At 58.7% G+C, this 12,078-nt stretch carries 13 protein-coding genes; 6 read left to right on the top strand and 7 right to left on the bottom strand.

Translation table 11 applies throughout. From position 1 onward, the window contains the following. Positions 1 to 5: 5 nt before the first annotated feature. Positions 6 to 1,430: a siroheme synthase CysG gene (gene cysG / locus FE702_RS05985; protein ID WP_222611789.1), complete on the top strand. Its 1,425-nt coding sequence runs from the start codon at positions 6 to 8 to the stop codon at positions 1,428 to 1,430. On the opposite strand, the gene FE702_RS05980 is transcribed toward cysG, so the two are convergent. From FE702_RS05980 to FE702_RS05950, 7 genes are read right to left on the bottom strand one after another with little or no spacing between them, the layout of a single operon-like run. After that, complete coding sequence (locus tag FE702_RS05980) at positions 1,391 to 1,936, bottom strand: GNAT family N-acetyltransferase (protein ID WP_147125350.1); 546 nt, start codon at positions 1,934 to 1,936, stop codon at positions 1,391 to 1,393. The two genes, cysG and FE702_RS05980, sit on opposite strands and share 40 nt — an antisense overlap. Positions 1,937 to 1,942: 6 nt before the next feature. After that, entirely contained in the window at positions 1,943 to 2,818 is an 876-nt protein-coding gene (locus FE702_RS05975; protein WP_147125349.1) for a metal ABC transporter substrate-binding protein, read from the bottom strand. A 23-nt stretch (positions 2,819 to 2,841) separates the two neighbouring features. Beyond that, positions 2,842 to 3,189 carry a hypothetical protein gene (locus tag FE702_RS05970; protein ID WP_147125348.1) on the bottom strand — a complete coding sequence of 116 codons (348 nt, stop codon included), beginning with the start codon at positions 3,187 to 3,189 and terminating at the stop codon, positions 2,842 to 2,844. Further along, positions 3,174 to 3,950, bottom strand: coding sequence for a DUF4198 domain-containing protein (locus FE702_RS05965; RefSeq protein WP_147125347.1), 777 nt, complete (start codon positions 3,948 to 3,950; stop codon positions 3,174 to 3,176). The genes FE702_RS05970 and FE702_RS05965 overlap by 16 nt, the downstream gene beginning before the upstream one ends. Before the next feature lie 15 nt (positions 3,951 to 3,965). Beyond that, positions 3,966 to 5,135 (bottom strand): ABC transporter permease, encoded by a 1,170-nt coding sequence (locus FE702_RS05960; protein ID WP_147125346.1) that lies wholly within the window; start codon positions 5,133 to 5,135, stop codon positions 3,966 to 3,968. Next, the gene (locus tag FE702_RS05955) at positions 5,132 to 5,800 is read right to left on the bottom strand and encodes an ABC transporter ATP-binding protein (protein ID WP_147125345.1); all 669 of its coding nucleotides are present in this window, start codon (positions 5,798 to 5,800) and stop codon (positions 5,132 to 5,134) included. The genes FE702_RS05960 and FE702_RS05955 overlap by 4 nt, the downstream gene beginning before the upstream one ends. Then, a complete protein-coding gene (locus FE702_RS05950; RefSeq protein WP_147125344.1) occupies positions 5,800 to 6,315 on the bottom strand; it encodes a hypothetical protein in 516 nt (171 codons plus the stop codon). Before FE702_RS05950 ends, FE702_RS05955 begins: the two co-directional genes overlap by 1 nt. A gap of 316 nt (positions 6,316 to 6,631) precedes the next feature. Between FE702_RS05950 and FE702_RS05945 the strand changes: the two genes are divergently transcribed. The 5 genes from FE702_RS05945 to FE702_RS05925 all read left to right on the top strand — a co-directional run bounded on the left by FE702_RS05945 (position 6,632) and on the right by FE702_RS05925 (position 12,075). Then, positions 6,632 to 7,237, top strand: coding sequence for an alginate O-acetyltransferase AlgF (locus tag FE702_RS05945; protein WP_147125343.1), 606 nt, complete (start codon positions 6,632 to 6,634; stop codon positions 7,235 to 7,237). Beyond that, a complete protein-coding gene (locus FE702_RS05940; RefSeq protein ID WP_147125342.1) occupies positions 7,234 to 8,625 on the top strand; it encodes an MBOAT family O-acyltransferase in 1,392 nt (463 codons plus the stop codon). Before FE702_RS05945 ends, FE702_RS05940 begins: the two co-directional genes overlap by 4 nt. 10 nt (positions 8,626 to 8,635) lie before the next feature. Beyond that, positions 8,636 to 9,649 carry an alginate O-acetyltransferase AlgX-related protein gene (locus FE702_RS05935; RefSeq protein WP_147125341.1) on the top strand — a complete coding sequence of 338 codons (1,014 nt, stop codon included), beginning with the start codon at positions 8,636 to 8,638 and terminating at the stop codon, positions 9,647 to 9,649. Positions 9,650 to 9,679: 30 nt separating this feature from the next. Continuing rightward, complete coding sequence (locus FE702_RS05930) at positions 9,680 to 11,002, top strand: alginate O-acetyltransferase AlgX-related protein (protein ID WP_147125340.1); 1,323 nt, start codon at positions 9,680 to 9,682, stop codon at positions 11,000 to 11,002. A gap of 173 nt (positions 11,003 to 11,175) precedes the next feature. Next, positions 11,176 to 12,075: a metal ABC transporter substrate-binding protein gene (locus tag FE702_RS05925; RefSeq protein ID WP_147125339.1), complete on the top strand. Its 900-nt coding sequence runs from the start codon at positions 11,176 to 11,178 to the stop codon at positions 12,073 to 12,075. The last annotated feature ends 3 nt before the right edge of the window (positions 12,076 to 12,078 follow it).

The following is a 12,078-nucleotide window of genomic DNA, read 5'->3' as shown; positions in this document are numbered from 1 at the left end:
GAGCCATGAAAGCCTTTCCGATGTTCATCCGTACCACAGGCCGCAAGGTCGTCATTGTGGGGGGCGGCGAACAAGCTGCGCAGAAGGCGCGCCTTTTGCTCAAGACCGACGCCAAGCTGATCCTCGTGGCCAAAACGCTCGAAGACGAATTGCAGGGCCTCGTGGACTCAGGGCGCGCGGAGCAGACGACCGAGCTTTCGGCCGAGCTGTTTCAGGATTCGGCGATGATCTTTGTCGGAACTGGGTGTCCCGGATTTGATGCGGCTGCTCACGGCATTGCGAAACTGACCGGGTGTCCGGTCAATGTGGTCGATCAGCCAGACCTCTGTGACATGACCACACCTGCGATTGTGGATCGTGACCCCATTGTCGTCGCCATCGGAAGCGAAGGCACCGCGCCGGTGCTGACGCGCGACATCAAGACCAAGCTTGAACGGATGCTGCCAACCAATCTTGGGGGGCTCGCTTCTCTGGCAGGACGGCTGAGAGGAAGCGTTGCGCGGCAGGTGCCACGCGATCAGCGTCGTGCATTCTGGGCCTGGGTATTCAAAGGCAAAGCCGGTGAACAGTGGGCGCGGGGCGCCGAGCGGGAAGCCGCGCGAGACATCAAAGCGGCCATCGCCGCAGGTGGCGCGCCAAAGGAAACAGGGCAGGGTCATATCTCTCTCGTTGGGGCGGGACCTGGCGCGCGCGATCTGATGACGTTGCGGGCCGTGGAACGCCTGCAAGAAGCGGATGTGATCTTTTACGATCGGCTCGTCGATCCTGATGTGCTTGAACTTGCGCGCCGGGATGCGGAGCGCGTCTTTGTCGGCAAACAGGTTGGCGCGAATGCGTGGCCCCAGGACAAGATCTGCGCGCTGATCGTCGCCGAAGCGCGCAAAGGGCGCAACGTGGTCCGCTTGAAATCCGGTGATCCGGGCATCTTTGGCCGCGCGACCGAAGAGCTTGATGCCGCGAAGCGGGCGGGCATCGCGATTGACCTCGTCCCAGGTGTCACAGCTGCTGCGGCGGCGGGTGCGGCCTTGGGGCAAAGCCTTACTGAGCGTGGCGCAACCGATACATTTGTGCTGTCGACCGGTACAGGCTGCGCCGACAATGCGCTGCCGGACTGCACGCGTTTGGCGGCGCCCGGTACGACCACGGCGTTTTACATGGCGACCCGTCAGGCAGATCGGATCGCGGCCCGGCTGGCTGATCAAGGGTTTCCGGCAATGGGCCAAATCGACGTCTGCGTGGATGTGTCCAAACCGACGGAGCGGCTGATCAAATCCACGCTGGATACGCTGGTTTCGGACCTAAGCGAGCATGGAGTCGACAGCGGCGCGGTGATCCTCGTGAAATGGTCGAAATCCAAGGTCACGTCAGCGGGCGTTGTGCCGATGTCCAGCTACCACAATTCGGGGTCGGCCCAAGCGGCGACGGCCTGAGCAGGACCTGCGAGCGGGGTTAGATCGTCCCCGCGCAAGCTTTGCGCCTGCCACCCGTGCGGCAAGGCCAACGCATACGGTGCAGGGACCTGATCAATGGTGACCTGCTGAAACCCGATCCGAGCATAGAAGGCCGGGTCTCCATAGGTCACGGCGATGTCGATGCCCTCTGACTGCAAGGTTTGCAAACCAGCGGTGATCAGGGTCTGCCCGACACCTTTGCGCTGATAATCCGGTAGAACCGCCACGGGCGACAAAAGAAAGACGCAACGCGGGTCGGGGTATCGCAGCCGGGTAAAGAGGATGGCTGCGACGACCTTCGATGGCCCCAGATCATCCCAAGCGGTGACAACGCGTAAGTCTTCCACCGGTGTCTCTGCCATTAGGCGGGCGGCAAGGCTCGCGATCCTATCGCCTTCTTCCGGTCCTTCGGACGCAGCAAAGCTTTCTCGAAACACCTGCGCAATGGCGTCGGTGTTGTCACCGACCTGCATTTCATGACGCATCACACGTTAGTTTCCCGGCTGTGCCTGCAGTGCATCTGATAACGCCGTAACGTAGGCATCAAAGGATGCAATGAAATCGGCGTCACCGTTTGCGGTCGCGAGCGGTGAGAATACCACGTTACGCAGACCCAAATCGGTGACCGCGTCAAATCCGGCATCTGGCGGCGTGTCTTCCCAGATCAGGACTGTTGCACCGGTTTGCGCCGCTTCGTCGGCCAGTTCTGCAAGCTCTGCATCGCTCGGCATCGCCCCAGCCTCCCATTCCAGAGAGGTGATGTTCAGATCATAGCGCCGCGCGAGGTATTGATAGCGAGGGTGCGTCGCGATGATGGCCACATCGCCTACATCAGCAAGTGCTTCTGCCGTGCGCGCGTCGAGCGCGGCCAGATCAGCTTGCAATGCAATCAACCGTTCGGCGACATCCTCGACCGGGACCAGCCCTTTGCCAGCAATCGCCGTTGCGACCGCTTCGGCCTGAGCCGAGGCCAGCGTAGGATCGAGCCAGGTATAGGCCGCCAGCCCTTCGTGCGAATGCTCGCCGCCGTCGCCATGGCTGTGGGTGATGCTTTTGGTGACAATGAATTGATCTTCGATTGCCACTGACGTGTTCACGACACGCGACCGGGGCAGGGACACACGATCTATCCAGGTGGCAAACCCTGCGCCATTCAAAAGGATCAAGTCAGCGCCTTGGATCGTACTGATATCGCTGATCGTCGGCCGCCAGAACGACGGGTCCACGTCCTCTGGGACCGGGAACAGAACATCGGCGGCATCCCCGGCAAGCTGCTCTGCAAAGTATTGCAAAGGATAGTTCACCGTCGCGATTTGCGGACGGTCCTGTGCCAATCCTGTTGTCGCCGCCAGAACTGCGACAGCCATTCCCAGTGCAAAGCGTTTCAAATTTAACTCCCGCAATTGCGTGTGATGTCGTCAGGCGTCACGATCCAATAGTTGTCGTGTCCGCCGGTATCGACTTCGATCACCAGACCGCCGCTATGGTCGACGCTGTCGAGTGGCACGACAGCGGTGCCATCCTCACCCAGTTCAAGCGTCATTAGGAGCGTGTTTTCGCCGTCAAGCACACGAACGTCACCCGCCTGCGCGACGCGTCCATTCGAAAACTTGGCTTCGACGGTCACGACCTGACAATCAACAGATGCAAAAACGACCAGTTGATGCGCCATCGTCCCGGTTGGGGCGATGGCCAGTGTTGCGGCAACGGCTGCTGCGCGGATCAATTGCCCGTCCATTCTTCGAAATGGACCCAGATCACAGCACCAAGCTCGACAGCTTTCTCTTCACCAGAGCCTTCTTCCAAAATGGTGTAATCCGCTGTGTTCAGAGCAGCAAAGCCCCACCAGCCCGACGATGGCGGCGCATAGGTGAAGACACCGTCGGCGTCCGCCTTGACCGTTTGGGTGATCATCAATTCATCAGGCACGGTCGCGGACAGGTCTTCGTTGTAATACTCAACTTCGACCTCGGCATAAGGCACTGGTTCGCCGTCCATTTTGATGATGCCTTGGAACACGTTGTGTTCCCACAGACCGAAGGGTTTGGTCAAAGGCACAACCTCTGTCTTCAGACCCAGTTCGGTATCCCAGCCTTCGTCATCGCCATAGGCGGTCACGTAGGTCTTGGTGTAGTGAATGATAAAGGCATCCTCGGCAGGTTCCCAATAGGGCTTTGGCTCCATGGCAAAAACATAGGTGCCGGGGCGGTCCAGCCGGTATTCGAGCGTGTAGCCCTGATCCTCCATTACGGTGGCGTCCTGCAACCCGCCCAAGAGATCGGTGGTGTTGCCTTCGTGCGTGACAGAGAAGGCCGCAGGTTTGTCGAGCATCATCCCATCAAGTTCGAACGGATGCGAGAAAGACATTGTCAGGTCGACACTGCGACCGTCTTCTTGGCTGATCATCGGATCATTTGGGATGATCATGCCATAATGCGCCAGAGCAGGTGTCGCAGCCATGAGAGCAGCAAACGATGCTGTCACAAGATATTGTTTCATAAAACCTCCTGTTGATTACGATCCGAGCGAGAGAAGCCATCCCACCCAAGCCTCGGCATTCTGGGACACGATGATCGCGCCGAGGGCAGCGATACCTGCTGAAATTGACAATAGCGTCACGGTTTCCGCTGCCAAGAGGCGCAGAACCATGCCCTTCCGAGCGCCCAATTTTACAGCAGTTGCCACCTCGCGGGCGCGCAGGCGGTAGCTGAGAAAGACCGCCAACCCAATCGCTGCGAAGGCGGCGATTGCGATGATGGCGGTCACGGCGTCCAAGAGCGATTTGATCCGAAAAATCCGATCCACCAGCCCCTGAATGACCCCAGCCGGTTCTATCAGCTGTGTCGGGCCTTCGCTATCAAGATAGCGACCTTTCAGGATCGTGGCAGAGCGGGTGTCATTCGGGACGACAATCACGGCCGTCGCTGGAAAACCATCCTGCGAACCGTGGAAGTGGAAACTGTCGATATTGTCGGGGGTGATGCGTTGGTACTGAACGACAGCCGCGTTGGCGATGGCCGCCGTTCCCGATGCGACCTCGGCAGCGGTCACGACGTCTTCGTGCCCGTGGCCGATCCCCTGGATCACCCAAGCGGTCTTGATGTCGACAAAAATGGCGCTGTCGTCTGGCGTATTTGTCTGCGGCAGAACACCGACAATCGGCATCTCCAGCGGATATACACCGTCCAGATCAAAGAGGTTCTCTGGTGCGGAAACCAAGGTGTCGCCGACGCCTTTGCCGAGGCTTTCGGCCACTTCAGAGCCGATCACCGCGTCGCCAAGGATGGACAAACCGCGACCATCGACCGGCGAAAGGCCCCGGAAATCGAAATAATCCAATGTCGTTCCCACGATGCGGAACCCGCTGGACGAAAACGCAGTGTGGACCGGTATTGGAACACCAAGATTGCTGTCCCAAACGGTTTCGACCTCGGCCATGGGCACCGGGTCCGGACGCTCGTCCGAGAAATACAGTGCTGACATGGTGAGATCGAGCTGCGATCCACGGCTACCCAGCAAGAGCGGCGTCGCATCGCCGCGTGCAACCAAGGCGCGTTCGCTTGTGGACAACAGGATTTGGGTCGCCGCAGGCACAAACAGGATCAGAGCCGCAACCGCGACAAGAACGGAACTGCGTGCCCAGTGGTAGCGAAGGTAAGCAAAGGCGAGAAACAGCGCGTTCATGCGGCGGCCCCCTCGCGAAACTGGGCGAAATCCAGCACACGTTCAAACCGTGGAAGCAATTCGTGGTCGTGCGTCACGGCAAGCACGGCTGCCCCAGCCTCAGCCGCCTGTTCAAACAAAAGATCGAGAATGCGCGCCTTGCTGTCGGGATCAAGGTTCCCGGTGGCCTCGTCCGACAGGATGAGTTTAGGCTGCGTGACCAGCGCGCGACAGATAGCAACGCGTTGTTGTTCGCCTTGGCTGAGTGCTGATGGGTGGCGGTCCATTTTGTCCCCGATCCCGCAGGCATCGGCCAGTGCTTGCGCCCGGTCGCGTGCCGCGCTGTCGAGTTTCAGGGCAGGGGTGATCCGATAGGGATAAAGAATGTTCTGCCGCGCAGGCAGATAATCCAGCAGAGCGAAGTCCTGAAAGACAAACCCCATATGCGTTGCGCGAAACCGGCGACGCTCGGCGTCAGAAAGATCGGACACCTTGGTCCCATCGACGTCAATATCTCCGCTTTTCGGCGTGAGGATGCCCGCAACCAAATTGAGGAGTGTGGTTTTCCCGCTGCCGCTTGGTCCGACAATCGCCAAGCGCTCGCGGCTGTCCAGTTTGAACTCTGGCACACTCAGGCGAAACCCGCCGCCCGCATAGCCAAACTTGAGGTCCTTAACCGTGATCATCAGTTTGTCGCTGGTGCCTCAAAGGTTTCGCCCGCACTGTCGCGATCAACGTCGAGCAGGTTGAAATCCGTGATGCGCCAAGCGCCGTCAATTGGTGAGACGGTCAACGCCGCACTATATGTGTTGCCGCGCACGTGCAGGTGTTCGGCATGACCGACCGTACCAATGACCTGCCAAGAAGCGTCGATGTTCAGCGCGGTGTCTTCGCGCATGACGCTTGTATAAAGCAAGTTGATCTCGTGGATTTCTTGATCGGCTTCTTCCTCAAGCCCGCCACCAGCCATGGCACCGACACGTTCCAGATAAAGGTATTCCAGCGCATCACCATGGGTGACGCTGGCCAGCGTGTCATAGATGGAATCTTCCTGAACCTCGCTGAAAGCCTGATAAACAACCAAGAGCAGCGCGGGAGTCAGCCGGAAAAAGTCGTTTTGCGCCTGATCAAGCGTCATCGGTTCCAACCCCGGCGCGCTGAAGGCGTCGGTTTCTGATATCTGATCCCCGGTCGGGGTCATTAGAACCCAAGCGACGATGCCGATTCCGACAAGTAAGACAGCCGCAAAAAGGCCAGCACGCGCCATAGTCAAACCAATCCCAACCCAGACCTTCCTGTTGAACCTGCAGCCTGTTTCACTTGGCCCGGAACTTCAAGGCCGTTTGGGGCGTGATCGGCATTGTTCTGTCACGTTTTCTTGACAGCCGCTTTCCTTGCCCTCTGACGCTGCACAGAAGGTTGGGCGTCTATACCTCAGGATAGAAAAATCATCCGTCGGCGTCGCCCGCAGACAGCGGTCATTCACCTAAACCTCTCCGAAATCGCAGGAGTTGGTGATGATGCAACGTTTCTTGATCGTAGTCTGGTGTGCAGTGGCAAGCTGCCTTCCGCAGGCGGCTTTGGCCGAGCGGGAAGATGGTCTGTATGGCGCTGTCGTGCCCAAGGGGGCGGCCTTTGTTCGTGTCCTTGGGGCAAGCTCTGAGAGCCTCACGATCCTCGGGCGCAAAGTACCCACAACTGAGTTGCCAGAGGATGTCTACGTTGCCTTTGCGCCGGGCGTGCTGCCAGAGGCCAAAGATGGCGCACATTACACGGTCTTTGAGGCCGCAGGACAGGTCCTGAGCGTCGTCGAAGAGCCAGCCCGTGACAAGCCGGGCAAAGTCTACCTGTCGATGGTAAACTTGGGTTCCGAACTGCCTGCTGCTCTGTCGGTCGCGGACGGCGGTCCAGAAGTCCTGGGTGATGTCGCTGTGGGTGCCGCAGCAACGCGCGCGGTGAATCCGTTGTCGGTCACGCTTGGGGTCTCGTATGGCTCGGATGCAACGACCTTTTATGTCGTGCTGCGCCGTGGGCAAAACCTGTCCTTTGTGGTGCTGCCGGACGGCAGTGTCGAAATGATCAAAGACACATACGGCCCCGTCTTTGCGGAGGCAGGTCAATGATTTTCGCCTCGCAAATCTTCCTTTTCGGCTTTCTGCCGCTGTTTCTGGCGACCTACTACCTTGCCCCGGTTCGGGCACGTTCGGTCCTGATCCTGCTCGCGAGCTATGCTTTCTATGGGTGGTGGCGCGTGGATTACCTCGCGCTGGTCTTTGCGATCTCGGTCGTGAGCTATGGCGCTGGGCACGTTGCCGCAACTACGGCGAACGAAGCCACCCGCAAATGGGCTGTGCGCATCGGTGTTGCTCTGATCCTCGCGGCGCTGGGTTACTTCAAATATGCGGTTTTCGTCATGGGCATCGCCAGTGACCTGCGCGAGACGCTTGGCGGGGCAGGCTACGCCTTTGATGCGATCATTCTGCCGATTGGCATCTCGTTCCTCAGCTTTCAGGCGATCAGCTATATCGTTGACGTGTCCCGCCGCGATGCGCCGCCTGCACGCACCCTGATCGACTATCTTGCCTTCGTATCGCTCTTTCCGCAGCTGATTGCCGGTCCGGTGCTTCGTTACAAGGACCTCGCGGATCAATTCGTTGAACGCACACACAGCCTGCAAAAATTCGCGATGGGCGTGCGCCGCTTTGTCGAAGGTCTCGCGATGAAGCTTTTGATCGCGGACACCGTGGCGCCCTTGGCTGATCGCGCCTTTGCCCTCTCGGATCCTTCCATGGCCGAGGCGTGGTTGGGTGTCGCAGCCTATTCGATCCAGCTGCTGTTTGATTTCGCAGGCTACTCGTCCATGGCAATCGGGCTTGGGTTGATGATCGGCTTTACCTTCATGGAAAACTTCGACGCGCCCTATACCAGCACTTCGATCACCGAGTTTTGGCGGCGCTGGCATATTAGCCTGTCGGCATGGCTGCGCGATTACCTCTATGTTCCGCTGGGCGGGAACCGTCACGGCGCGCTGGCGACCTATCGTAACCTGATGCTGACGATGGTTCTGGGCGGGCTTTGGCACGGGGCGAACGTGACCTTTGTTCTCTGGGGCGCATGGCATGGTTTGCTCTTGGCTGCCGAGCGTTTGGCCGGCGTGCGTGTGGGTCAGACCCTGCTGCCACGCCCGTTTGCCTGGTTGACGACGATGATCGCTGTGATGATCGGCTGGGTTTTGTTCCGGGCCGAGACGTTGCAAGTGGCGCTGACGATGTATCGCGGCATGTTCGGCTTGGGCGAACTTGGGCTGTCGTCCCAATACCTCTACGCCACGCAGTCGATTGAGCTTTGGGCGCTCTTCATTGGCGGTGTGATCGCCACGATGGGCCGCGCCATGCGCACCGACATCTCATGGCCCGCTTTGCGCTTTGGCACCACCGTTGTGCTCATGACGGCATCGACGATGGTGCTCAGCGCCCGCCTGCATTCACCGTTTCTCTACTTTCAATTCTGAGGTCTGATCCATGCAACGTGATATCTATTCCACCGCACTGCCTTGGGTTTTTGCATCGGCTTTGGCGATACCGGCTCTTTACGGGCTTTCGACAACCGAAGGTCCCGCCCCAGACCTCAGTGTTCTCAGCGGCGCTTATCAGCGGGCGTATGAGGACCGGTTTGCCGACACTTTGCCACTGAATGATGTGGCCCGCGGCGCGATGAACGCTCTGACGCTTGCGGCTTTCGGTCAGACCGGGCCGGACGTTGTGATTGGCGATGATCAATGGCTATTCACGGCCGAAGAATTTCGTCCTGCGACCAATGCCGTTCCTCTGACCGAAACGCTGCAAACGGTGCAAGAGACGCTGGCAAATCAAGGTATCACCCTGATCCCTGTGATCGTGCCCGACAAGGCGCGCGTCTACGCAGACAAGCTGCCGCGCGAACGTGGGGCGCAGTTAGAGACCCGCTTCGATACGGCGCGCGATACGCTTAGCGAACTTGGTTTCCCGGCGATTGATCTGAATTCCGCGTTGACCGAGGCGCGCGGCGCTGAAGACACGTTCCTCCGGACAGACACGCATTGGAGCCCCTTTGGTGCGGATCAAGCCGCGCAAGTCATTGCACAGGATGCTGGACTGGCCGGACTTGGCAATCTTGAGTTCGAAGTAGCGATCACACCTGACCAACCGTTCCGCGCAGATTTGATGCCTTTCGTCGAAACCGGGCCTTTTGCGCGCTGGGCCGGGATTGCCGAGGAAACCATCAACCTTTCGACCACCACGACCGTCGCACAGCCAAGCGCAGGTCTGTTTGGTGATGTCGAGGTCGGCATCGTCTTGGTCGGCACCAGTTTTTCGGCGCGCACCGAGTTCGATTTCGCAGGCGCGCTCAGCCGCGCGACCGGGCTTGATGTCGTCAACCTGTCTGTCGAGGGGCAGGGACCCTTCGCTCCTATGACGGATGCCCTGACAACCGGCGCGATCCAAGATCTCGCCCCTCAATTCGTCGTTTGGGAAATCCCTGAACGTTACCTCTGACACAAACTATTCCACCAAGGAGTCCCTCCCATGAAAACTTCCCTTTCACCGATCCGCGCCTTTGCCGTAGCCACCGGCATCTCCCTTCTTGCGACTTCAGCGGGTTCCGCACCAATCTGCGCGCAAATGCTGCAAGAAGCGGAACTCGACAAGAAATACAAACGGCTCGCGCCGATCCACAACGACGCCGATACAGGCTGGATTTTCGGATCGGATCAATTCAAAGGCGGCTATGAACTGTCCTCTGTCGAGCAATCGCTGATGGCTCGGATCGTGCAGGAATTCGACGCACGCGGCACCACGTTTGCTATGCTTATCGCACCGCCACGACCTGTTGTTGCAGGTCAGGATATTGTTGATCAAACGCGCGCAGATGCCTTTGACGTTTCCGCACAGTCTGCTTCATTTGCGGAAATGGTTAAACAATTGCGCGCGGCCGGCGTCGTGATGCCAGACCTTCAGGCGCGCGCGATTTCAGATGCCGATATCCGGTCTTCGTACTATTTTTCGCGTGACACGCACTGGACGAACACAGGTGCTGCTCATTCCGCCTTGGCCTTGGCCGAAGCGTTGGACGCCAACGCTTCACCTGCATTTGATGTCAATGAACTGCCCGTGGTCGAGACGTTTCAAGAGCGTGGATCGCTTGCCGACATTGTCCGCGCAACCTGTGATGTAGACCCACAAAAAGAACAGGCTCCGGTTTATGACTACACGGCATTCCTACCGTCGGTCGGTGGATTGTTGGACGACGTGGACACCGAGAATGCGGTCGTCCTGGCCGGCACCAGTTTCTCGGATCGCTACAAGCGCGACCAATATCAGTCTGCCGATGCGATTTCGGCGGCACTGGGGCGTCCGGTCAAAAACGTATCGGTCTCTGGTGGTGGGATGCTTGGCCCGTTGGAGCAGTATATGCTGAGCGGTGACTATGCAGCCGAGCAGCCCAGCATGATCGTTTGGGAATTTCCGTACACCTATCAACTGAACGAGGCCACGCTGCGCCAACTGCTTGGCGCGTTGATCTCTGACTCGAGCACGAGCGACATCGCGACCATCGCGCTTGATGGCGGCAAGGCCAAACAAAAGATGGACAACTTGCCATCGCTTCTTGGTCTCCGCGCGATCGATGGCATGCCAGAGAAAGTAAGCCTCAAGCTCCGCTTTCCTGATGGTGAGACAACGAAGCTCTCTCTGAAACGCAATCGTCGCGTCCTTGAGAAAACGGCCCTTGATACGTGGTGGGTGGATCTTGGCGAATTGCCGAAAGGCCCGTTCACGCTTGAGGTGTCGGTCAAAGGCGGCTCCAAAGTCACACGCATGCAGGTTTTGGGGTCTCAGTCGGGGGCCTAACTCCACCCTCGCAGAGACATGCCTGCCCGGTTCTTGGGCAAGGTTCCCATACGCCGCGCGGAAATCTCCGCGCGGCATTCTCTTTTATTGCGAATAATTCGCAAGTTCCTTGACTTCTTGCAAGTGATTTGCATTTACAGATCAGACTAGGACACCTGTTGCCGGAGATTGACATGACCCGAGGCTCGACACTTGCCCTGACGACCCTTCTGACGCTGACCACTGCCATCCCGGCGATGGCCGATGACAAGATGAAGGTTGTAACGACCTTTACCGTTCTGGCTGACATGGCCCAGAACGTGGCCGGGGACGCGGCCGAGGTGGTTTCGATCACAAAACCCGGCGCAGAAATTCACGGCTATGAACCGACACCGCGCGATATCGTAAATGCGGTCGATGCGGACCTCATTCTGTGGAATGGCCTGAACCTTGAACTGTGGTTCGAACAGTTCCTGAACAATTTGGGCGACATTCCCTCAGTGACGGTCTCGGAAGGCATTGAGCCGATTGCCATTGGTTCAGGTTCTTACGAAGGGAAGACCAATCCCCACGCTTGGATGGGTCTGGATAACGCGCTGATCTACATTGACAACATGGCCGCCGCCATGGCCGAGCAGGACCCTGAAAACGCCGAGGTCTACGCCGCCAATGCCGCTGCCTATGGTGACGAATTGCGAGCCACGATCGAACCCCTGCGAGAGGCCGTGGCCGCTATCCCGGCGGACCAACGCTGGTTGGTGACATGCGAAGGTGCGTTCAGCTACCTCGCTCGGGATTTTGGCATGCAGGAACTCTATCTCTGGCCGATGAACGCCGATCAGGTCGGCACGCCTCAGCAAGTGCGTTCCGTGATCGACGGTGTCACTGACAACAACATACCCGTCGTATTCTGCGAAAGCACCGTCAACACCGCCCCGGCCGAGCAGGTCGCCCGCGAAACAGGCGCAGCCTATGGCGGGGTACTTTATGTGGACTCGCTCAGCGAAGCTGACGGTCCGGTGCCAACCTACCTTGACCTACTGCGTGTGACCGCGACGACTGTGGCCGACGGATTAACCAGCGCTATGAATTAGGGC

This window comes from Shimia ponticola, assembly GCF_007995215.1.
In the GTDB taxonomy this organism is placed as follows: domain Bacteria; phylum Pseudomonadota; class Alphaproteobacteria; order Rhodobacterales; family Rhodobacteraceae; genus Shimia_B; species Shimia_B ponticola.
The sequence above is the reverse complement of the archived record's forward strand: the minus strand, read 5'-3'. Positions and strand labels throughout refer to the sequence as shown.